The sequence below is a fragment of the Pseudomonas sp. SDO524_S393 genome (assembly GCF_054071875.1).
Genome location: NZ_JBSVVZ010000074.1, coordinates 1 through 20,267 on the forward strand (window position 1 = coordinate 1; position 20,267 = coordinate 20,267).

General features: G+C 63.7%; 19 protein-coding genes and 1 pseudogene. 7 read left to right on the plus strand and 13 right to left on the minus strand.

The window, feature by feature from the left end; translation table 11 throughout:
- Nucleotides 1-102 precede the first annotated feature (102 nt).
- The gene (locus tag ACW9IB_RS24910; protein ID WP_457368287.1) at nucleotides 103-795 is read right to left on the minus strand and encodes an NUDIX hydrolase; all 693 of its coding nucleotides are present in this window, start codon (nucleotides 793-795) and stop codon (nucleotides 103-105) included.
- A gap of 146 nt (nucleotides 796-941) precedes the next feature.
- Here ACW9IB_RS24910 and ACW9IB_RS24915 point away from each other — a divergent pair, with 146 nt between their 5' ends.
- From ACW9IB_RS24915 to nadE, 3 genes are read left to right on the plus strand one after another with little or no spacing between them, the layout of a single operon-like run.
- Complete coding sequence (locus tag ACW9IB_RS24915; RefSeq protein WP_457415877.1) at nucleotides 942-1,589, plus strand: nicotinamidase; 648 nt, start codon at nucleotides 942-944, stop codon at nucleotides 1,587-1,589.
- Nucleotides 1,590-1,600: 11 nt separating this feature from the next.
- Complete coding sequence (gene pncB, locus ACW9IB_RS24920) at nucleotides 1,601-2,818, plus strand: nicotinate phosphoribosyltransferase (protein ID WP_457368285.1); 1,218 nt, start codon at nucleotides 1,601-1,603, stop codon at nucleotides 2,816-2,818.
- Between the two features lies 1 nt (nucleotide 2,819).
- The gene (gene nadE / locus ACW9IB_RS24925) at nucleotides 2,820-3,650 is read left to right on the plus strand and encodes an ammonia-dependent NAD(+) synthetase (RefSeq protein WP_457415878.1); all 831 of its coding nucleotides are present in this window, start codon (nucleotides 2,820-2,822) and stop codon (nucleotides 3,648-3,650) included.
- A gap of 248 nt (nucleotides 3,651-3,898) precedes the next feature.
- Here the strand turns inward: nadE and ACW9IB_RS24930 are convergent, their stop codons facing one another.
- From ACW9IB_RS24930 to ACW9IB_RS24960, 7 genes are read right to left on the minus strand one after another with little or no spacing between them, the layout of a single operon-like run.
- Entirely contained in the window at nucleotides 3,899-4,930 is a 1,032-nt protein-coding gene (locus ACW9IB_RS24930; protein WP_457415879.1) for an ABC transporter substrate-binding protein, read from the minus strand.
- Between the two features lie 14 nt (nucleotides 4,931-4,944).
- Nucleotides 4,945-6,042 (minus strand): NAD(P)/FAD-dependent oxidoreductase, encoded by a 1,098-nt coding sequence (locus ACW9IB_RS24935; protein WP_457415880.1) that lies wholly within the window; start codon nucleotides 6,040-6,042, stop codon nucleotides 4,945-4,947.
- A complete protein-coding gene (locus tag ACW9IB_RS24940) occupies nucleotides 6,039-7,382 on the minus strand; it encodes an FAD-dependent oxidoreductase (RefSeq protein WP_457415881.1) in 1,344 nt (447 codons plus the stop codon). The genes ACW9IB_RS24935 and ACW9IB_RS24940 overlap by 4 nt, the downstream gene beginning before the upstream one ends.
- On the minus strand, nucleotides 7,379-7,669 hold the full coding sequence (locus ACW9IB_RS24945; RefSeq protein ID WP_457368280.1) for a (2Fe-2S)-binding protein: 291 nt from the start codon (nucleotides 7,667-7,669) through the stop codon (nucleotides 7,379-7,381). Before ACW9IB_RS24945 ends, ACW9IB_RS24940 begins: the two co-directional genes overlap by 4 nt.
- Nucleotides 7,669-8,463 carry an ABC transporter permease gene (locus ACW9IB_RS24950; RefSeq protein ID WP_457415882.1) on the minus strand — a complete coding sequence of 265 codons (795 nt, stop codon included), beginning with the start codon at nucleotides 8,461-8,463 and terminating at the stop codon, nucleotides 7,669-7,671. Before ACW9IB_RS24950 ends, ACW9IB_RS24945 begins: the two co-directional genes overlap by 1 nt.
- Nucleotides 8,464-8,467: 4 nt before the next feature.
- A complete protein-coding gene (locus ACW9IB_RS24955) occupies nucleotides 8,468-9,313 on the minus strand; it encodes an ABC transporter permease (RefSeq protein ID WP_457368278.1) in 846 nt (281 codons plus the stop codon).
- Nucleotides 9,310-10,338, minus strand: coding sequence for an ABC transporter ATP-binding protein (locus tag ACW9IB_RS24960; protein ID WP_457415883.1), 1,029 nt, complete (start codon nucleotides 10,336-10,338; stop codon nucleotides 9,310-9,312). Before ACW9IB_RS24960 ends, ACW9IB_RS24955 begins: the two co-directional genes overlap by 4 nt.
- A 241-nt stretch (nucleotides 10,339-10,579) precedes the next feature.
- Here ACW9IB_RS24960 and ACW9IB_RS24965 point away from each other — a divergent pair, with 241 nt between their 5' ends.
- The 3 genes from ACW9IB_RS24965 (at nucleotide 10,580) to ACW9IB_RS24975 (ending at nucleotide 13,376) form a co-directional block, all read left to right on the plus strand.
- Entirely contained in the window at nucleotides 10,580-11,410 is an 831-nt protein-coding gene (locus ACW9IB_RS24965) for an IclR family transcriptional regulator (protein ID WP_457415884.1), read from the plus strand.
- Between the two features lie 83 nt (nucleotides 11,411-11,493).
- Entirely contained in the window at nucleotides 11,494-11,913 is a 420-nt protein-coding gene (locus ACW9IB_RS24970) for a cupin domain-containing protein (protein WP_457368275.1), read from the plus strand.
- Nucleotides 11,910-13,376: an amidase gene (locus ACW9IB_RS24975; RefSeq protein ID WP_457415885.1), complete on the plus strand. Its 1,467-nt coding sequence runs from the start codon at nucleotides 11,910-11,912 to the stop codon at nucleotides 13,374-13,376. The genes ACW9IB_RS24970 and ACW9IB_RS24975 overlap by 4 nt, the downstream gene beginning before the upstream one ends.
- Here ACW9IB_RS24975 and ACW9IB_RS24980 read toward each other — a convergent pair.
- From ACW9IB_RS24980 to ACW9IB_RS24990, 3 genes are all read right to left on the minus strand, one after another.
- Nucleotides 13,366-14,760 (minus strand): class II fumarate hydratase, encoded by a 1,395-nt coding sequence (locus ACW9IB_RS24980; protein WP_457415886.1) that lies wholly within the window; start codon nucleotides 14,758-14,760, stop codon nucleotides 13,366-13,368. The two genes, ACW9IB_RS24975 and ACW9IB_RS24980, sit on opposite strands and share 11 nt — an antisense overlap.
- Nucleotides 14,761-14,772: 12 nt before the next feature.
- Complete coding sequence (locus ACW9IB_RS24985; protein WP_457415887.1) at nucleotides 14,773-16,077, minus strand: cation:dicarboxylate symporter family transporter; 1,305 nt, start codon at nucleotides 16,075-16,077, stop codon at nucleotides 14,773-14,775.
- A gap of 126 nt (nucleotides 16,078-16,203) precedes the next feature.
- On the minus strand, nucleotides 16,204-17,559 hold the full coding sequence (locus tag ACW9IB_RS24990) for a class-II fumarase/aspartase family protein (RefSeq protein WP_457368271.1): 1,356 nt from the start codon (nucleotides 17,557-17,559) through the stop codon (nucleotides 16,204-16,206).
- A gap of 113 nt (nucleotides 17,560-17,672) precedes the next feature.
- Here ACW9IB_RS24990 and ACW9IB_RS24995 point away from each other — a divergent pair, with 113 nt between their 5' ends.
- Complete coding sequence (locus ACW9IB_RS24995; RefSeq protein WP_457415892.1) at nucleotides 17,673-18,404, plus strand: GntR family transcriptional regulator; 732 nt, start codon at nucleotides 17,673-17,675, stop codon at nucleotides 18,402-18,404.
- A gap of 3 nt (nucleotides 18,405-18,407) precedes the next feature.
- On the opposite strand, the gene ACW9IB_RS25000 is transcribed toward ACW9IB_RS24995, so the two are convergent.
- Together ACW9IB_RS25000 and ACW9IB_RS25005 are read right to left on the minus strand one after the other, a co-directional pair.
- Nucleotides 18,408-19,466, minus strand: coding sequence for a methyl-accepting chemotaxis protein (locus tag ACW9IB_RS25000; protein ID WP_457415893.1), 1,059 nt, complete (start codon nucleotides 19,464-19,466; stop codon nucleotides 18,408-18,410).
- Between the two features lie 66 nt (nucleotides 19,467-19,532).
- A pseudogene (locus tag ACW9IB_RS25005) lies at nucleotides 19,533-20,048 on the minus strand (MCP four helix bundle domain-containing protein); the annotation flags it as partial.
- Nucleotides 20,049-20,267: the final 219 nt, after the last annotated feature.

The window sequence follows — 20,267 nt, forward strand, 5'->3', positions numbered from 1 at the left end:
GCGTCAGTCATGAATGTGGCGGCTGACACTGCGCTTTCGCGAGCAAGCCCGCTCCCACACAAGCTTGCTCCCACCTGTGATCTTCAGTGTTCTTTAATCGCGTTACTCAGCGAAACTGCGGTCGAAGAAGTAGATTTCTCCAGGTTTCAGAACCGCCACTGTCGCCTGGGGCCTGCCGCCTTCGCCTTGCTTCTTGCGCCCGGTCTCGCGCAAGTACCCAGCCTCGGTCAGTTTCAATAGCCGCTGACGAATACTGGTCTTGAGCACCGGCCGCTCCAGCACCCGGGAAAAGATCGTGGTCGCTTCCGGTGCACTGAACTCCTTGCCCAGGAACATCAACGGCAAGCTGCTGTACAGCGACTTGGACAGCAACCGCTCCTGAACCGCCGCCACAATCCGGTTGTGATCGAATGGCAGCTTGATGCTGCCCTTGGCCACGGCGTCCAGGGCAAACCAGCCTTGATGTTCACCCAGCCGTACCTCATCCGCGACGATCGCCAGGTAGTAAGTGGACGACGACCAGCATCGCGGATCGCGAAACGCATCACCCACGGTGCCCACTTGCTCGCTCCAGACCAGCTTCAGGCCCACTTTGTCACTGGCGCGCAGGCGCTCCACCGCCGCCTCGAGGCTCAGATCTTGCACATCGCCATTGACCACCACGCCGGGTAACGCCCAATGCCCGGCGAAAGGTTCGGCGTCGCGCTTATTCAGCAGCAGCTTCAGTTCACCGGAGGTGCGGCAATAGAACAATACGCACAGGTCGACAGTGTGGAGGTAGGCGCTGAGCGGCATGTGAGGTCCTTCCAGAATTGCAGTGGGGCACAGTCTAACGGATCAAACAGATATGTCATGTACTGAGTCCAGCATAGATAACCAAATGTTTCTTGCAATGAAAGTACATGACGTGTACTTTTGTTTCAGGCCACAGGAGAACCGCCATGATCCTCGCGAAAACAGCCATTGCTTCATTCGATGTCGACGCCCAGAAGAGCTTCACGCCGCTGTGCCCCAACGAATTGCCGGTGGCCGGCGGTGACCGGATCGGCGCCGAGCTCAATTACATGGCCAGCCTCGCCGGCCATCGCGTTGGCAGCAAGGACGCCCACACCCCGCACGCGCCCTGGGTGGTGTCGCAGCACAGCGACATGCTGCAACCCACCGGCCTGGCACATGCCGATGTCACTTGGGTGAGCCACTGCGTACCGGGCACGGAAGGGTTTACCTTGCTTGACGAATTGCCCACGCCCTATGACTACGATTACTTCATCTGGAAAGGCGTCGAACCCGACCTGCACCCCTACGGCGCCTGCTACCACGACTTGCACGACAAACTGTCTACCGGCGTGATCGAGTACCTGAACGCCCAAGGCGTGACCCGTGTGATCGTCGGCGGGCTGGCCCTGGACTACTGCGTCAAGACCACCGCGTTGCAACTGCTCAAGGCTGGCCTGGAAGTGGTCCTGCACCTGCCGGCGTGCCGGGGCATCAGCGCGGAGGGCGGGGTGCAGGCCGTGAACGATCTGCTCAAGGCCGGCGCCGTCATCAGCCGCACCCGCGAAGAACTGGCCGTGATGGCCACGCGTTAAGGAGAGACAGCATGGAAAGTGCCTACGACTATGAAACTTCGGTGATTCAGGGCTTGCTCGACACCGACTACTACACCTTCACCATGATGCAGGCCGTGCTGCACCAGCACCCGAATGTCGACGTCGAATACAACTTCATCGTCCGTTCCAGGGAAAAACTCGGCCATCTGATCCCCGAGCTGCGCGCCGAACTCGAGAAAATGGCCGGCCTGCACATGCGCGAAGGTGAACTGCGCTTTCTGTTCAACCCACGTTTTCGCGAATACCTCACGCCGGATTACGAGCGCTTCCTCGGCCTGTTCCGCTTCAACCTGCGTTACATCCACGTCAGTGAAGTCGACGGTCAACTCAACATCCGCGTGGTCGGCCCGATGCTGCACTGCATCATGTTCGAGCAGCCGGTGCTGGCCCTGGTCAGCGAGTTGCGCAACCGCGACAAATATCCCGACGTGACCCTGGAAGACGTCACGCGCAAGCTTTACCAGAAGTTCGACTGGCTGGAAAAGCACCTCAGCCGCGACGAGCTGGCCGACCTGCGAGTGTCCGACTTCTCGACCCGCCGGCGCCTGTCCTTCAAAGCCCAGCGCGAAGTGGTGGACATCATGCGCCGCGACTTCCCAGGCCAGTTCGTCGGCACCAGCAACGCGCACTTGGCCTACGAATTCGACTTGCCGCTGATCGGCACCATGGCCCACCAATGGCTGATGGTGCACCAGCAACTGGGCCGGCTGCGCGAGAGCCAGAACGCCGCCCTGGAAAACTGGGTGCGTGAGTATCGCGGTCGCCTCGGTATTGCCCTGACCGACTGCATCAGCACTGACTTTTTCCTCAAGGATTTCGACCTGTATTTCGCCAAGCTCTACGACGGCCTGCGCCAGGACTCCGGCGACCCCATCGTCTGGGCCGACAAGGTGCTGGCCCGCTACAAGCAATTGGGCGTCGACCCGATGACCAAGGACCTGATGTTTTCCGACGGCCTGAACTTCGAAAAATGCCTGCCGATCCTGCGGCACGTGCGTGGCAAAGCCAGGTTCGGCTTCGGCATGGGCACCAGCCTGGCTTGCGATGTGGATGGCGTGGAGCCTTTGAGCATCGTCATGAAACTGGTGCGGGTGCACGGCGAGCCGGTGGTGAAATTCTCGGATGACCCCGTGAAGAACGTCTGCGAAGACGCCTCGTTTTTGCAGTACGCAGCGCAAGTGTTCAATGTGGGTAGTGTGGAGGTGTGACATGCAAGACCGTATCGCACAGGAACTGAACATCGACCGGCAACTGGTCAAGGGCGGTGAAGCCAGGGAGATCCAGCGGCGCATCGACTTCATCAAGAACACCTTGCGCAGCTCGGGCTGCAAGGCGTTGGTGTTGGGCATCAGCGGTGGCGTCGATTCCCTCACCGCCGGTCGTCTGTGTCAGCTGGCGGCGGAGCAATTGCGCGCCGAAGGCTACGCTGCGCGCTTTGTCGCCATGCGCCTTCCCTACAAGATTCAAGCTGACGAACGGGATGCCCGGGCCTCCCTGGACTTCATCACCCCGGATCAGATCGACACCCTCAACATCGCCGCCAGCGTTGACGGCCTCATGGCCAGCCTGACCGCCACACATGCCAGCGCTGACCATCTCGACTTCATCAAAGGCAACGTCAAGGCCCGTGCGCGGATGATCGCCCAGTACGCCGTGGCCAACCTGCATAACGGCCTGGTAGTCGGCACCGACCATGGCGCCGAAGCCTTGATGGGGTTCTTCACCAAATTCGGCGATGGCGCCTGCGACCTGGCACCGCTGTCCGGCTTGACCAAGGCTCAGGTGCGCCTGTTGGCCTCGGCCCTCGGTGCACCGGACAACCTGGTGCACAAACACCCGACCGCCGACCTCGAAGAATTGGTGCCGGGCAAGTTGGATGAACACGCCTACGGTTGCACGTACGCCGAAATCGATGCCTACCTGATGGGCGAACCAGTGAGTGAGCGAGTGCGCAATATTGTGGAACAGGCCTATCTAAAGACCGCCCACAAACGCGCGCTACCCATCACCCCCCTGCAGGAGCCGACTTGCCGGCGATGATCACAACGGCACCGCGTTTCTCCAGAATGCCCGCGTTATCGTTAACGAGCATCGCAGGCAAGCCAGCTCCCACATTGGATCTCCACCGCGGGTAAGAAAGTGCCCGTCACAATGTCCCTGCTGACAGCGTTTTTCCAACCACCCTAAGTACCCTGTGGGAGCTGGCTTGCCTGCGAAAGCGGTGTATCACTCGACATTTTTATTGGATGTGACGCCGTCATCGCAGGCAAGCCCACAGGGGAGTGCGATCAACGCTCGATAGACCGGCTCCACCGCGCGTTCCACTCCGGGCGAGCCTGGTTGACCTGGTCCCAATCAATCGAAATCGCCGTCTGCAAGTAACCCTGCATCGCTTCCACCCGCGCGCGGGTCTTGTCGGTGGTCGGGGTAGTGGGGTTCGACGGGATCTGGTCGCCTTCTTCCAGTGCCGGGGCCTGGGCTTCGGCGGTCAGCAGGAACGCGGCGAGTTTCTGCGCCAGTTCCGGCTGGTCATTACGCGCGATCACGCATTCAGCCACGTTGAGTACCACCGCGCCTTCCTTGGGTTGCGCATATTCCATGGGCACGCCGAGCAGCTTCTGAGTGGCGACCTGGGTCGGGGTAAGCGGAAAGATCGCCGCTTCGTCGGTCTGCACCATCTCGGAAATTTTCGCGGAACTGGCAATGTACTCCAGCACATTGGGCCCGACGGTTTTCGGCCAGGCCTTGAACCCCGGCTCCACGTTGGTCTCGTCGCCGCCCTGGATGCGGTTGAACATCAGGAAGCCATGCAGGCCGAAGGTGGAGGAGGCCAGGGACTGGAACACCACCTTTTCCTTGAAGCGCGGGTCGGCCAGGTCCATCCACGAGGTGGGCGCGGCCCAGCCTTTTTCCTTGAACATCTTGGCGTTGTAGCCCAGGCCCGTGACGCCGAGGGTCACCGCCACCGCTTCCTCCTTGATTTTCGCCTTGGCCGGAATCTGCTCCAGTGTCGGGCTTGGCGCCAGCTTGTCGCACAGGCCCATGGAGATGGCGCGGTACATGATGCCGTCGTCGAGGAACATCACATGCATTTGCGGGTTGTCTTTGTTGGCCTGGACCTTGGCCAGAATGTCCGACGAGGTGCCGGGCACGATCACCACCTTGACGTTGTTGGCCTTTTCGAACGCGGGCAGCACCTTGTCGGCGTACACCCGTTCCATGGTGCCGCCGTTCATGCCCAGGTACAGCGTCGGCGCGGCGTGGGCGGTGGAGGCGAGCAAGGCAAGGGACAAGCAGGACAGCGCAATACGTGGGTTCATGGATGTTTTTCCTCTCAGGCTTGGAAACGACGGATGGAAAACGCTTCGATGGGTTGGCGGCTGGCGCCCGTGCAGACGATCTCTGCCAGGGCTTCGCCGACGGCGGGACCGAGCTGGAACCCGGCGCCGGCAAAGCCGAAACCGTGGAGCAGGCCGGGTTGGGTGCTGCTGGGACCGATCACCGGTTCGTGATCGGGGAGGTAACCTTCGGTGCCGCTCCAGGTGCGAATCGCCTGGGCGCCCTTGAGAAACGGGTACAGCTCGCCGGCGTTGCGCAGGATCTCCAGCACCGCCGCTTGCCCGGGCCGGGCTTGCCGGGGGCCGAGGGCAAAGCCGCGACCGCCGCCCAGGATGCAATTGCCTCGGGCCACTTGCCGCGCATAAATGCCGCCGCCTTCGACGCCGGTACTCACGTTCATCACCACCGGCAGCGGTTCGGTGACCAGCATCGCCGGGTGCGCCGACGTCATCGGCACCGGCTCGCCAAACCGTTCGGCCAGCGTGCCGGCCCAGGCGCCCGCGCAGTTGAGCAGCCACGGCGCTTGCAGGTGCAGGCCGTTGGCGCAGTGCACCTGGAACTGGCGACTGTCATGTTCGATGCGGATCACTTCGGCTTGCTCGTAAAGCGTTGCGCCACAGCGTTGCGCGGCCCTGGCGAAGGCGGGGGAGACCAGTCGCGGGTTGGCGTGCCCGTCCTCGGGGCACAGCGAGGCGCCCACCGCGATATCGCCGACCCAGGGGAAACGGGCGCGCAGCTCGCTGTAATCCAGCAATTGCAAGCCGAGACCAAAGCCACGGGTCTGTTCGGCATATGCCTGCAACGCGGCAAGATCGGCGTGACTGCGGGCCAGCTTCAGGTGCCCTGAGCGCAGGTACTCACCGTCGATGCCGATCAGCCCTGGCAGGTCGGCCCACAACTCATGCGAACGCTGCGACAACGGCAATTGGTGCAAGGGCCGCCCCTGACGCCGCACGCCGCCATAATTGACGCCGCTGGAGTGCGACCCACAGAAGTCGCGCTCCACCAGCGCCACACGCTGACCTTTCTGCGCGAGCATCAGGGCCGCCGAGGCACCGACGATGCCGCCGCCGAGCACAATGACGTCGATCATGGCTGCACCTCGACGCCAAACGGCAGTGGCTTGATCGGCGCCTGGCCGCGCAGCCGCCCAACGTTTTCGATGCCCCGGCCACTGCGCTCGGCCACGATTTCCGCTGCCGCCAGCCCACACATGCGTCCCTGGCAGCGGCCCATGCCGACGCGGCAATGGGCTTTCACGCGATTGATTTCCCAGTGACCTTCATCCACCACCGCACGAATCTCGCCGGCGCTGACTTCCTCGCAGCGGCACACCACCAGGCTGTCCGGCGCCTGTGCCGCCCACTGTGCAGGGAAGGGGAACGCCGTCTCCAGGCCCTGGCGAAAGCGCAGGATGCCTGCCAGCTGCCGCTCCAGCAGCGCGGGGCGACGGTGATCGATCGCCACGCCCGCATCTTCCAGTACCGCCAAGGCTGCGCGCTCGCCGGCCATCTGCGCGGCGTCGGCGCCCATGATGCCGGCACCGTCGCCGGCCAGGTACACACCCTTGACGCTGCTGCGCCCGGCGCTGTCCCGTTGCGGCAACCAGGCGCGGTTCAGGGCGTTCCAGGCGAACTCGCAGCCGAGCAAGTCCGCCAATTGCGTCTCGCTGCGCAGGGCATGGGCGAAGGCCACGGCGTCGCATTCAAGGTGGTGCTCGCCGAAGCGAATACCGCGAACCCGTTGTTCGCCATCGATCTGCGTCAGCGTTGCGCCCTGATGCACGGGAATCCCGTGGGCCGTCAGCCAGGCGCGGTAATACATGCCCTTGGCCAGGGTTGCCGGTTGCCCGAGCAACGCCGGCAATGCGCGGCACTGGGCGCTGAACGGCGCACTGTCGAGCACCGCCACCACCGTGGCCCCGGCCTTGGCATATTGATACGCCACCAGGTAGAGCAAGGGGCCGCTGCCGCAGAAGGCCACGCGCTCACCGATGGCGCAGCCCTGGAATTTCAAGGCGATCTGCGCCGCGCCCAGGCTGTACACCCCGGGCAGCGTCCAGCCGGGCACCGGCAGAATGCGGTCGGTGGCGCCGGTGGCAACGATGAGCTGCGCGTATTCCAGGCTGTCGGCGCGGCCATTGTCGAGCAGGTCGAGGCGCCCATCTTCGGCGTTCCACACCAGCGTTTCCCGGCGATAGTCGATCAGCGGCGCCAACTCGTCCAGCGTGCGGTGCATGGCCTGGGCCTTGTGCGCTTCAAACCCGTAGAGTTGTTTGGCCGAACGCTGGAAGTTCGCCGGTTGGCGTCGATAGATCTGCCCGCCGCCGCGCAGGCTTTCATCCACCAGGCACGGTTTGATGCCATGGTCGAGCAGGGTGCGCGCCGCGCTGATGCCTGCCGGGCCCGCGCCCACGATCACCACCGGCTTCATGGCTGACGCCCCGGCTCGCGGCTGATCGCCTGGCCTTCTTCCAACAGGGTTGAACAAGCCCGCACACGACGCCCGTCTTCCAGACGTACCCAGCAATCCTGGCAAGCGCCCATCAGGCAAAAACCTGCACGGCGTTCGGCGCTGAAATCGCTGCCGCGCAAGTGGTCGGCGCAGGTCAGCACGGCGGTCAGCAGGGTGTCGCCAAGCAGGCCTGTCGCCGGTTGCCCGTCCAGGGTAAAGGCCAGCGTCGGACGCGCGGTTTCGGCCAGTCGTTTGAACAGCGCCATCAATGTTTCCCCACCAGCACACGGTCCAGGCCGTAGACCCGGTCCAGCAGAATCATGGTGGCGGCGGTGAGGGCGATCACCAGCGCCGACACCGCCGCCATCATCGGGTCGATGGACTCGGTGGCGTACACGTACATGCGTACCGGCAGGGTTTGGGTGGCCGGCGAGCTGACGAAGATCGACAGCGTCACCTCATCGAAACTGTTGATGAACGCCAGCAGCCAGCCCCCGGCCACGCCGGGCAGAATCATCGGCAAGGTGATCTGCCGGAACAGCGTAAAGCGGCTGGCCCCGAGGGATTCGGCGGCTTGCTCGGCGCTGCGGTCGATGCCGATGGCCGCCGCCAGCACCAGGCGCAGCACATACGGCGTGATGATCACCACATGGGCCAGCATCAGCCAGGTAAAGCTGCCGTTGACGCCCATCAGCGCGAACAAGCGCAGCATCGCCACGCCCAGCACCAGGTGCGGAATGATGATCGGCGACAGGAACAGCGCGCTGAAAAAGTTGCGCCCCGGTAACGAGTAACGACTGATTGCCAATGCCGCAGGCACCGCGATCAACGTGGCCAGGCTCGCGGCGGTAAACGCCAGGATCAGGCTGTTGTAGAACGCCTGGATAAAATCGGCGCGCTCGAACACCGCGCGAAACCAGCGCAGGGAGAAGCCCGACGTGGGCAGGCTCAGGGTGTTCTCAGGGGTGAAGGCCACCAGGCACACCACCACCAGCGGCGCCATCATGAACAGCACCACCAGCGTGTGGAAACCGAGGGCCAAAGGACCGTTTCTGGACATGCGCTTAAACCCCCAGGGACTTTTTGTAGCGGCCTTCGACCATGCGGTTCCAACTCAGCATGATCAGCAGATTGATCACCAGCAGCGCCACCGCGATGGTCGCACCCATGGGCCAGTTGAGTTCCGAGAGGTACTGGTCGTACACCACCGTGGCGACCATCTTCAGGCGGCGTCCGCCAAGCAGGCCGGGGATCGCAAAGGAGCTGGCGGCCAGGCCGAACACGATCAAGGTGCCGGACAGCACGCCGGGCATGACCTGTGGCAGCACGATCTTGCGCATCACCGTGGCCTGGCTTGCGCCCAGGGACAGCGCCGCCTGTTCAGCCGACGGGTCGAGCTTTTGCAGGGAGGTCCACACCGGGATGATCATGAACGGCAGCATCACGTGCACCAGCGCGATGATCACCGCGAACGGCGTATACAAGAGTTTCACCGGACGCCCGCCGAGGGCCTGGATCACCTGGTTGACCAGGCCGTCGGCGCCCAGCAGCAAGCTCCAGCCGAAGGCGCGTACCACCACCGAAATCAGCAGCGGCGTGAGGATCAAGATCAGGAAGATCGAGCGCCAGGGCGTACCCATGCGGCTGAGGATGTAGGCCTCGGGTACGCCGATCACCACGCACAGCAGCGTCACCAGCGCGCTGATCCAGAAGGTGCGCCAGAAAATCTCGTAGAAGTACGCATCGCTGAACAGCGACAGGTAATGGGCGAAGGTCCACTCATCGGCCTTCACCCCCACCTGATAGTCGAACACGTTGAACGACAGCACCAGCGTCAAGCCCAGCGGCAGGATCAACAACCCGGTAAACAGCGCCAGGGCCGGCAGCGACAGCAGGTAGCCCCGACTCATGGGCGCACCTCATCCGCCGCCAGCACGCGCAGCAGCTCAGCCTGCCAGTCAAGACCGACGACGGCGCCGCAACCCAGCGGCGCGCTGCCGTCGTTGCTGCGCACCACGGCGATTTCACCGAGGCGGGTGTCGACGCGGTACAGCCACTGGCTGCCAAAGAAGTAACGGTCGAGCACCTTGCCCTGCAAACGGCCACTGCCGGCATCCACCATCTGGATCTTTTCCGGGCGCAGGCTGAGGGTCAGCTCGCCGTCGCCGCTTTCAAGACGCACCTGCGCAAGACCCAGTGAGTCGTAGTCGCCGGCCAGCAGGTTGGCCTTGCCGACGAAATCCGAGATGAACCGCGTGCGCGGGTGTTCATACAGCTTGTACGGCGCGTCGATCTGGGTGACGCGCCCGGCCTGCATCACCACCACGCGGTCGCTGATCGACAGCGCTTCGGCCTGGTCGTGGGTGACCATCAAGGTGGTGATGCCGACGGCACACTGGATGCGGCGAATCTCGAACTGCATTTCTTCGCGCAAATTGGCGTCGAGGTTGGACAGCGGCTCGTCGAGCAGCAGCACCGGCGGTTCGATCACCAGCGCCCGGGCCAGGGCGACGCGCTGGCGCTGGCCGCCGGACAACTCCCGTGGGTAGCGCTCGGCGTGCTGGGCCAGGCGCACCAGCTCCAGCACGGTCTTGACCTTGTCGGCGATCTCGGCGGCGGGCACTTTGCGCATCTTCAGGCCGAAGGCGACGTTGTCGCGCACGGTCATGTGCGGGAACAGCGCATAGCTCTGGAACACCACGCCCAGGCCACGGCTGGCGGGCTTGGCGTGGGTGATGTCGCGGCCGTCGAGCAGGATCTGCCCGCCGCTGACGTCCACGAAGCCGGCGATCATTTGCAGGGTGGTGGTCTTGCCGCAGCCCGAAGGGCCGAGCAGGGAAACGAACTCGCCTTTTTCCACTGCAAGGTCGGTAGCGACCACCGCGTCGACGGCGCCGTAGCGTTTGCTCAAGGCGTTGAGCTGGAGAAATGCCATGTCTGCGTTCCACCTTTTTTGAGTCGCGTCGAAACGCGCTTTTTTGTTTTGGGCAGATGCGAAAAGGGTGTTGCCGGTGCGTTGGCGCTCGATCTTGGTCGGCTGCCGGTTGTTGTTCATTTCGCCCCTGTGGACGCAGATTAGGACGAAGCTTAGGATGGGCGGAAGATGGAATTTCACTGAATGGACTATTATTTTCGAGTTTATTCACTCACCGGAATTTTCAAAGAGATTGTGTTTCATGGATTCCACTGATCGAAATGACAATGGCAGAGAAGTCGGAGCAGGCGGGGTGTCGCGCCTGTTCGCGCTGTTGCGAACCCTGGGCGCCGTGCCGGAGGGGGGCGAACGCGTCACTCAGCTCGCGCAACAAGTGGGCCTGTCCCAACCCACCACCCATCGCCTGCTGCGCAGCTTGATGGACGAAGGCATGGTCGAGCAGGACGCGCGCAGCAAACGCTATCGCCTGAGCCTGGAGTTCTTCGCCCTGGCGGCCAATGCCGGCAAGACCGGCAACTTGCGCGACCTGGTGCGGCCCAGCCTGTTGCGTCTCAGCGCGTCATTGGGCGATTCGCTGTTCTTGCTGGCCCGCTCCGGCTTCGACGCAATTTGCCTGGACCGCAGCGAAGGCCCGTATCCGATCCGCACCTTTACCGGCGATATCGGCGGGCGCGTGGCATTGGGCGTGGGGCAGGGCAGTCTGGCGATCCTGGCGTTCCTGCCCGAAGAAGAACGCGAAACGGTAATCCGCTACAACCTGCCACGGCTCAAGGACTTCCACCTGTATGACGAAGTGCTGCTGCGTTCGGAGGTAGAGAACGTACGGCGTCTGGGCTATGCCGCGCGCAATACCGGGGTGCTGGAAGGCATGGCGGGGTTGGCGGTGCCGATTCTCAACCGGGACGGGCATGCCGTGGCCGCGCTGAGCGTGGCCACCATCAGCGACCGCCTGGGCCCCAGCCGCTTGCCGATGGTGGTGGAGTTGCTCAAACGCGAAGCGGCGGCGATCGGGCCACGAATCAACCCGTTCGACCCGACGTTGCGCCGACCGTCGCAGACCTTTGGCGGGTAGTTGCCTTCAGCTTGCACGCGAGGGAATAAACGGCGGGGCTCAGGTGTTTACCGGGATATTCGAAAAACCAGTGAGCCTGAGCCATGACCGAACCCAAGACCTGCCGCCTGCTTCGTCCACGTGCTGCCGTTGTCGGCAAGCAAGGCCTGCACAACGCCGTGGGCATTTCCACCGAAACCGTGGGCGCCACCGGGATCAACCTGCAAATCGTCAGCATCCCGCCGGGCGCTCGGGCCAAGACCCACATGCATGAGGGCCATGAAACCGCGATCTACGCTCTGAGCGGCATCTCCCGCGTGTGGTACGGCCAGCAACTGGAGCAGCACGAGACGATCCATCCCGGCGACTTTTTCTATATCCCGGCGGGCATGCCCCATCAGCCTTACAACGACACCGATGAGACCGTCTCGGTGCTGGTGGCGCGCTCCGACCCCAACGAGCAGGAAAGCGTAGTGCTGATGCCCCACCTGGACACGCTGCACCCCGCCGAGCCCAGGACATGAACACCGACACCGCCTATCGCAGTGCAACCGAGCTGCTGGCCGACATCGCCGCCGGCCGCCTGAGCAGCCGCGCGTTGCTGGAGCATTGCATCGAGCGGATGGAGGCGCTCAACCCGGCGCTCAACAGCGTGATCGCACTCAACCTGGAGCAGGCGCGGCTCAAGGCCGACCTGGCCGATACGGCGGTGCGCAATGGTCTGGCGTTGGGCCCGCTGCATGGCTTGCCTGTGACTATCAAGGACACGTTCGAAGTGCTGGGCCTGCCCTGTACCGCAGGCGCGCCCGCGTTGCGCGAGCACCGCCCGCAGCACTCGGCGGCGGCGGTGAAGCGCCTGGAAGACGCCGGCGCCATTGTGTTCGGCAAGACCAACGTGCCGGCCATGGCCGGCGATATCCAGACCTACAACAGCTTGTTCGGCACCACCAACAACCCCTGGAACCTGGCGCTGACCCCGGGCGGTTCGTCAGGCGGTGCAGCGGTGGCCCTGGCGGCCGGGTTTACCCCGTTGGAACTGGGCAGCGACATTGGCGGGTCGATCCGTATCCCGGCGCATTTCTGTGGGGTTTACGGACACAAGCCCACCCATGGCATCGTCTCCCAGCGCGGACATATTCCCGGGCAGCCGGGTGAGCTGGCGCAAGGGCACTTGAACGTGGTCGGCCCGTTGGCGCGCAACGCCGCCGATTTGCGACTGCTGCTGGACGTGATCACGGACCGGCCTGCCGGCTGGCAACTGGCGCTGCCCGCCGCGCGGCATGAGTCGCTCAAGGCATTTCGCGTGTTGCTCTGGACCGAAGATCCGGCCTGCCCGCTCGACAGCAGCCTGACCGAAGCGTACCGGCAATTGCGCGTCAGCCTGGAAGCGGCCGGGGTGGAGGTGGTGCAGGGCGCGCCAAAGGGCCCGTCGCTGGAGCGTCTGTTCGGCGCTTACCTGGTGCAGTTGGGTGCCAAGCTGAGCGTCGGGTTGTCGCCGGTGAGCCGTTGTTTCATGGGGCTGATGGCGCCGGTGTTGAGAGGGTTGGGCAAGGTGCTCGATCTGCCCCGGCAGGCGGACAAGTTCTATCAGGGCAGTGCCCTGCGCCACGCCGACTGGCTGCAAGCCCATGAGCAGGGCCTGCAGTTGCGCGAGGCGTTCCTGAAGAACTTCGAGGACTTCGACGTGATCCTGGCGCCGCCGACCTTCACGACCGCGTTCGCCCACGACCAATCCCGGGGCATCAGCCTGCGCAGCCTGAATGTGGAGGGGCGCAAGCGTCACTATGCCGACCTGTACACCTGGATCTCGCCCGCCACGCTGATGGGGTTGCCGGCCACCTGCGCGCCCATCGGTCTCACGGCCCAGGGCTTGCCGGTGGGCATCCAGATCATCGGCGCGCCGTTCGAGGATCGCACCACGATCCAGTTCGCCGAGTGCCTGGCCGAGCTGACGGGCGGGTTCCAGGTGCCGCCGACTATGGCATAGCCGGGCGAATCATCGCTTCAGGGCGCACATGGCGCTCGTAGTCCTCGGCGGTGATGAAGCCCAGTCGCACCGCCGCTTCCTTGGGCGACAAGCCTTCGTCCGCCGCCTTGCGGGTGATCTGTGCCACGCGGTCATAGCCCAGCAGCGGGTTCAACGCCGTGGCCATCAACAGCGAGTGCTCCACATTGCGCGCCAGCTGTGGCCGGTTGACCTCAAGCCCGCTGAGCAGCTTGTGGGTGAACAGACTCACGCAGCCGGTGAGTACCTCGATCGAGTGCAGCAGGTTGTGGATCAGCACCGGCTTGGCCACGTTCAACTCGAACGTGCTGGACGCGCCCGCCAGGGTGATGGTGGTGTGGTTGCCCATCACCTGCATCGCCGCCTGCACCAGCACTTCGGCGATGGTCGGGTTGCGCTTGCCGGGCATGATCGAGGAGGTCAGGCCATCGTCCGGCACGATCAATTCACCCAGGCCGCAACGCGGGCCCGAGCCGAGCAGGCGGATGTCGTTGGCGATCTTGGTCAGCGACACCGCCAGCACATTCAAGGCCCCCGAGGCTTCCACCAGCGCATCGTGGGTGCCCATGCCTTCGAATTTGCAGGGATTGGCCTGGAATGCCTCGCCAGTGAGCAGGCTGATTTCTTCGCAAAACGCCACATCAAAACCTTCAGGGGTGTTGAGCCCCGTGCCCACCGCCGTGCCGCCCTGGGGCAGCAGGCGCAGGCGTGGCAGGCAGGCTTCGATGCGCGCGATGCCGTGGTGAATCTGCTGGGCAAACGCGCCAAAGGCCTGGCCCTGGCTCATGGGCACCGCGTCCATCAGGTGGGTACGGCCGATTTTCAGCACGTCTTGCCAGGCATCGGCCTTGGCGTCGAGTTCATCCTGCAGCCGACTCAAGGCTGGCAGCAGGCGTCCACGCAGCTCCAGCACGGTGGTCAGGTGCATCACCGTGGGGAAGCTGTCGTTGGACGATTGCGAGCGGTTCACATGGTCGTTGGGGTGCACCGGGGACTTGCTGCCCAAGGCGCTGCCGAGCCTGAGGTTGGCGACGTTGGCGATCACCTCGTTGGCGTTCATGTTGGTCTGGGTGCCGGAGCCGGTCTGCCAGATCGACAGCGGGAAGTGCGCGTCGAACTCACCGTTGGCCAGGGCCTCGGCCGCCCGTTCGATGGCCTGGGCCAGCTCCGGCGCCAGTGCGCCTAGCCGGGCGTTGGCCCGGGCACAGGCGCGCTTCTGCTGGCCGAACGCGCGGATCAGGCAGGCCGGGAACGGTTGTTTGCTGCCGAACACCTCCAGCGCGCGCTGGGTCTGCGCGCCCCAGTAGCGCTCGGCCGGCAGGCTCACCGGGCCGAACGCATCATGTTCTATTCGTGTATCAGACATCTGCAAACTCCGTTAAAGGGCTGCGCCGGCAGCGCGGCCCAGTACCCGTTGATATTCATCCTGCGCGGTCTGCTGGGAGAACTCCCCCGACCACTTCGACACCACCACGGTCGCCACGCTGTTGCCGATGGTGTTGCAGGTGGCGATGGCCATCGACATGAAGCGGTACACGCCAAACAGCAACGCCAGCCCCTCCGCCGGCAATACGCCGATGGCGGTGACGGTGGCGGCGAACACCACGAAGCTGCCGCCGGACACGGCTGCCGCGCCCTTGGACGTCACCAGCATGATGGCGATGATGCCCAGTTGTTGCTCCCAGCTCAGCGGCACGCCGTAAGCGTTGGCGATAAACAGCACGCACAACGACATGTAGATCGACGTGCCATCCAGGTTGAAGGCGTAGCCGGTGGGCAACACCAGGCCGACGCTCTGCTTGGAACAGCCGAACTTCTCGAGCTTTTGCAGCAGGCGCGGCAGGGCGCTTTCCGACGAGGCGGTGCCGAGCACGATAAAGATTTCATCCTTGATGTAGGTCAGGAAGCGCCACAGGCTGAAGCCACTCAGGCGGCAGATCACGCCCAGCACCACGAAGATAAAGAACGCGATACCCACGTAGAACATCAGCACCAGGTTGGCCAGCGACATCAGCACGGCGCTGCCGTTGCTGCCTACCGCGTACGCCACCGAGCCGAAGGCGCCCAGGGGGGCGAACTTCATGATCAGGTTGATGAACTCGAAGAAGCATTCGGAGATGCGATTCAGGCCGTCTTCGATCACTTCACGACGTTCCGGCTTCAACGCCAGCAGGGCGAAGCCGAACAGCACCGAGATCACCAGCACCTGCAATAACTGGCCACCGGCGAAGGCGCCGACGAAATTGTCCGGGAAAATCCCGTAGATGAAGTCCATGGTCGACGCGGGCGCGTGGCCCTTGGCGACCGCCGCGCTCGCAGCCGCCGCGGCGGCGCTGCTGGGATGAGCATCGTGCATGCCGGAGCCGATCTGCAACAGGTTGCCCCAGAGCAGACCGATGGCCAGGGCGATGGTCGACACCACTTCGAAATAGATCAATGCGCGCAGGCCGACCTTGCCGACCCGCTTGATATCACCGGCCGAGGCGATGCCGTGGACCACGGTGAAAAACACCAGCGGCGCGACGGCGGTCTTGATCAGCTTGAGGAAGATATCGCCAAGAATCTTGAAACTGGCGGCCAACTCCGGTGCGAGAAAGCCGAAGGCGATCCCGAGGAACATGGCGGCGACGACCTGGAACGTCAGGTCCTTGTAGAGCGGTTTTTTTGCGGGGGTGGATGACATGTCTGTGATCTCGTTGTTGTTATTGGCTGTTTGAGCGATGTGTCTGGAGCCTGGCTTTTGTGGTGAGCGAGCTTGCCTCGCGCGGGGCAAGCCCGCTCACTACAAAAACCAGATGTGCCCGAAAGATCAGCGTTTGACTGAGCCTGGGCGCGCCAGCGCGATATCGACCATCTGCGGCGCCAGCCCCAGGTAGTTGGCCGGGTCGGTCAGGCGTTGCAGTTCGGCCACGTCCAGTTGTGCGGTGGCTTCGCCCTGGGCGAGCAGGGCGTCGAGCAGGCTGGTGCCCTGGTCGTTGGCCATGCGGCAGGCGGCGTAGACCACGTCGTGGGCCACCTGGCGGCCAAGCGCCGGAGCGAGCCCCATCATCACCGCTTCGGCGACGATCAGGCCCTGGGTCATGTCGAGGTTCTTGCGCATGCGCTCGGGGCGCACTTCCAGACCGGCGAGCATAAAAGTGGCCTGGCCCAGGGATGCGGCGCTGAGGGCGAAGGCTTCGGGGATGGCGATCCACTCCGCCTGCCACGGGCCGGTGGAGCGTTCGAAGTCCTGGATCATCGCGTCGAGCATCAGCCCGGCGTGTTGGCGCACGCCCTTGGCGGCGGCGTACATCAGCTCGCAGGAAATCGGGTTGCGTTTTTGCGGCATGGTGCTGCTGGCGCCACGGCCCTTGACGAAGGGTTCGTACACTTCGCCCAGCTCACTGGTCATCATCATCATGATGTCCAGGGCGATCTTGCCCAGAGAGCCCGTGACCAGGCCGAGGAAGTTCAGGGTTTCGGCCAGGCCGTCGCGTGCCACGTGCCAGGTGGCCTGCGGCACGCCCAGGCCCAGTTCGGCCATTAGCGCTTCCTGCACTTCCAGACCCTTGTCGCCCAGGGAGGCGAGGGTGCCGGCGGCCCCGGCGAACTGACCGATTTCCACCCGTGGACGCAGTTCCACCAGGCGCTCGGCGTGACGGTCGAACATGCTCAGCCACACGGCGCATTTGTAGCCGAAGGTGATCGGCAGCGCGTGCTGCAAGTGGGTGCGACCGGCCATGGGGGTATCGCGATAACGCTCGGCCAGGCCGGCGAGCAGGCCGCGTACCGCCTGGATATCACGTTCGACGATGGCCAGCGCGGCGCGCACTTGCAGGACCACGGCGGTGTCCATGATGTCCTGGGTGGTGGCGCCCCAGTGCACGTAGCGGCCGGCTTCGCCGCAGATCTTCGACAGTTGCTCCACCAGCGGCAGGATCGGGTAGCCGACGATCTCGGTTTCGTGCTGCATCAGCGCCAGATCCAGGGCGTCGTACTGCGACAGCGCGGCAATCTGTTCGGCGGCCTGCGCAGGGATCACGCCACAGCGCGCTTCGGCGCGGGCCAGGGCCACTTCCACTTCGATATAGCGTTCGATCAGCGCTTTATCGGAGAACACACCGCGCATTTCGGCAGTGCCGAACATGTCGCGGAACAGGGCGGAATCAAAAACGGTGCTCGACATGGGAAAATCCTAATTGTTATTTTTAAACCATACATATTTAATATGTCCGTACATTATGATTACGCCTGTGCTGATACACTGTCAACTCGACAACGAGGGTAAAAATGGAAAGCGTGAGCCAGAGGCGTTATGCGGCGGTGGCCAAGGATTTGATCGAGCAGATTGGCAGCGGCCATTACCCGGTAGGGTCGTTGTTGCCGACGGAATTCGAACTCTGTTCGCTGTATGCGGTGAGCCGGCACACGGTGCGCGCGGCTATCGACCAGTTGCAGGGGCAGGGCATGGTGTCGCGCCGCAAGCGCGTGGGCACCCGCGTCGAAGCCGCGTCACCCCAGGGCGGGTATACCCAGGCGATGGCTTCGGTGGCCGACCTGGTGCAGGTGGCCGAAACCCATATCCGTGATATTCAGGGCGTGCGTGAATTCGTCGCCGATATCGCCCTGGCCCGGCGCCTGGGGCTGGAGCCGGGCGGGCATTATTTCTGCGTGTCGAGCATCAAGGTCGACGCCAGCGCCGGCAATGCGCCGCTGTGCTGGACCGACGTGTACGCCGAACAGACCTTTGCCCAGGTGATTCCCGAGGCGCGCGAACATCCGGATGAGTTGATCGCCGCGTTGATCGGCAAGGCGTTCGCGCGGCATATCGATGTGGTGGACCAGCAGGTGCGTCCGGTGCAACTGACCGCCGAACTGGCCTCCAGCCTCAAAGCCCAGGGTGGGGCGTTGGGGCTGAATATCATCCGCCAGTACCGCGATGAAGCCGGCGCTCTCATTGCCGTGTCGGAAACGGTCTACCCCGCGGACCGTTTCACCCTGACCATGCAGATGCGCCGCGACAAGCTTTGAACCTTACGCCACGTTGAAAAACGCCACCTTGGTGCTCAACCGGTCCGCCAGCTCCGCCAGTTCCTGGTTAGAGTTTTCCACCACTTCGGAGCCGGCGGCCGATTGCACGGTGGAGCTGTGGATGCGCGTGACGTTCTGCGCCACTTCTTCAGCCGCCGCGCTTTGCTGCACCGAAGCACTGGCGATCTGCGCGTTCATGGCGTTGATCGCGCCGACTTCCTGACTGATCTTGCCCAGCGCCACCTGGGAATCGCGGGTCTGTGCCACCGTGACCTGAGCCAGGGTGCGACTGCGCTGCATGATGTCGGCAGCGTCCTGTGTGCCGCTTTGCAGCTTGCCGATCATGTCGCGGATTTCCTGGGTGGACTCCTGGGTGCGGGTGGCCAGCGAGCGCACTTCATCGGCCACTACCGCAAAACCGCGACCATGCTCACCGGCACGGGCGGCTTCGATGGCGGCGTTCAGGGCCAGCAGGTTGGTTTGCGCGGCGATGGCGTTGATCACTTCGATCACGGTCTCGATGTTTTCGCTGTCGCTGGAGACTTGATTGACCCGAGTGGTGGCCTGGTCAAGGATCGTCGCCAGTTCTTCGATGGCCACGGTCACTTCACCCACCAGGCGATGGCCGCTGTCGACTTCCGCGTCGGCCAGGATGGTGGCCTTGGACGCCGCAGACGCATATCCCGAAACCTCGCTGACCGAGGCGGCCATCTGTGTGATCGCTGCCGCTACGTGCTGGGCCTCACTGGTTTGCAGGGTGATTTGCTGGCGGTTGTCGCTGACCACCGACAACAGCGTGACCGAAGAATGGCGCAGCGCCTGGGCCGCCGCGCGCACTTCGGTGATGGTGTCGCCCAGGCGGGCGAGGGCGCTTTTCAGGATGCCCATCACGCTGTCAGGGTAGCGGGTTTCGATAGGCTGGCTCAACTCGCCATTGGCCAGCCGGCGGATCGCCTCGGCGACTTCCTCGGGCTCGGCGCCCAGGGTGGCCTTGACCTTGCGGATGATCAACAGCGACACCAGCACGCTCAACACAATCGCCACGGCACTGGCCAGCAGCATCAGCACCGCGAAATTGCTGGCCGCCGACTGCACGGTGTCGAGCCGCTGCTTGATCTGCGCTTCTTCGAAGTCGATCAGCGCGTTCACGCGTTTGAGCCACTCGCTGTAATGCCCCGAGGTCTGGGCCAGCAGCAGTTCCTGGGCGGCGGCGATGTCATTGCTGCGACGCAGGCTGATCACGCGGTCGCTGGAGACCAGCGCCTGGGTTTCGATGGCCTTGATGTCGCTCAGCAAGCGCGCCTCTTCGGCGCTGGGGGCGGTGGCGCCGAACAGGCGGTCGAGCATGACCGCAGAGTCCTGGTAGTCGCGTTTGAGTTGGTCGATCTCGGCCAGGTGGCGATTGAGCGCCGGTTCATCCTTGACCAGCACCGCGTCGCGGATCGCAATGGCGCGGTTGTGCACGCTGCCCCGGAAGTTGATGGCGTAGCGCTGCACCACAGCCGCTTTTTCCCCGACCTCCTTGAGTGTGCTGTCGATAAACCCCACGCGTTGAATACCGACGGCGGTGATCAGCACCAGCAACGACAGGGTGGACGCAAAGCCCAATCCGATACGCAGCGCTAACGAGACAGGTTTTTTCATGGAAGGCTCGATGTTCAGGGGGGTGAGGAGTGATGGCTAAAAGCTATCTGTCGCGCGAAATCTAACCACCCGTCGACCCGTCGTCCAATCAGTAATTGCTGACCCTGACATTGAGCGAATTGATGGAATAAAACGCCTGGGTCGACGTTCTCTTGCCTAATGCACTTGCATCGGATCCATTCTTGACTAATATAGCCCGGGTAAAACAACTTATACCCG

Excerpts from the sequence above, each read along its gene's own strand:
- nadE (WP_457415878.1), top strand. The coding sequence starts at position 2,820 with ATGCAAGACCGTATCGCACAGGAACTGAACATCGACCGGCAACTGGTC.
- ACW9IB_RS24990 (WP_457368271.1), bottom strand. The coding sequence starts at position 17,559 with ATGTCGAGCACCGTTTTTGATTCCGCCCTGTTCCGCGACATGTTCGGC.
- ACW9IB_RS24965 (WP_457415884.1), top strand. The coding sequence starts at position 10,580 with ATGGATTCCACTGATCGAAATGACAATGGCAGAGAAGTCGGAGCAGGC.
- ACW9IB_RS24935 (WP_457415880.1), bottom strand. The coding sequence starts at position 6,042 with ATGATCGACGTCATTGTGCTCGGCGGCGGCATCGTCGGTGCCTCGGCG.
- ACW9IB_RS24940 (WP_457415881.1), bottom strand. The coding sequence starts at position 7,382 with ATGAAGCCGGTGGTGATCGTGGGCGCGGGCCCGGCAGGCATCAGCGCG.
- ACW9IB_RS24930 (WP_457415879.1), bottom strand. The coding sequence starts at position 4,930 with ATGAACCCACGTATTGCGCTGTCCTGCTTGTCCCTTGCCTTGCTCGCC.
- ACW9IB_RS24910 (WP_457368287.1), bottom strand. The coding sequence starts at position 795 with ATGCCGCTCAGCGCCTACCTCCACACTGTCGACCTGTGCGTATTGTTC.
- ACW9IB_RS24975 (WP_457415885.1), top strand. The coding sequence starts at position 11,910 with ATGAACACCGACACCGCCTATCGCAGTGCAACCGAGCTGCTGGCCGAC.
- ACW9IB_RS25000 (WP_457415893.1), bottom strand. The coding sequence starts at position 19,466 with ATGCTGCTGGCCAGTGCCGTGGCGATTGTGTTGAGCGTGCTGGTGTCG.
- pncB (WP_457368285.1), top strand. The coding sequence starts at position 1,601 with ATGGAAAGTGCCTACGACTATGAAACTTCGGTGATTCAGGGCTTGCTC.
- ACW9IB_RS24950 (WP_457415882.1), bottom strand. The coding sequence starts at position 8,463 with ATGTCCAGAAACGGTCCTTTGGCCCTCGGTTTCCACACGCTGGTGGTG.
- ACW9IB_RS24915 (WP_457415877.1), top strand. The coding sequence starts at position 942 with ATGATCCTCGCGAAAACAGCCATTGCTTCATTCGATGTCGACGCCCAG.
- ACW9IB_RS24980 (WP_457415886.1), bottom strand. The coding sequence starts at position 14,760 with ATGTCTGATACACGAATAGAACATGATGCGTTCGGCCCGGTGAGCCTG.
- ACW9IB_RS24985 (WP_457415887.1), bottom strand. The coding sequence starts at position 16,077 with ATGTCATCCACCCCCGCAAAAAAACCGCTCTACAAGGACCTGACGTTC.
- ACW9IB_RS24945 (WP_457368280.1), bottom strand. The coding sequence starts at position 7,669 with ATGGCGCTGTTCAAACGACTGGCCGAAACCGCGCGTCCGACGCTGGCC.
- ACW9IB_RS24955 (WP_457368278.1), bottom strand. The coding sequence starts at position 9,313 with ATGAGTCGGGGCTACCTGCTGTCGCTGCCGGCCCTGGCGCTGTTTACC.
- ACW9IB_RS24960 (WP_457415883.1), bottom strand. The coding sequence starts at position 10,338 with ATGGCATTTCTCCAGCTCAACGCCTTGAGCAAACGCTACGGCGCCGTC.
- ACW9IB_RS24970 (WP_457368275.1), top strand. The coding sequence starts at position 11,494 with ATGACCGAACCCAAGACCTGCCGCCTGCTTCGTCCACGTGCTGCCGTT.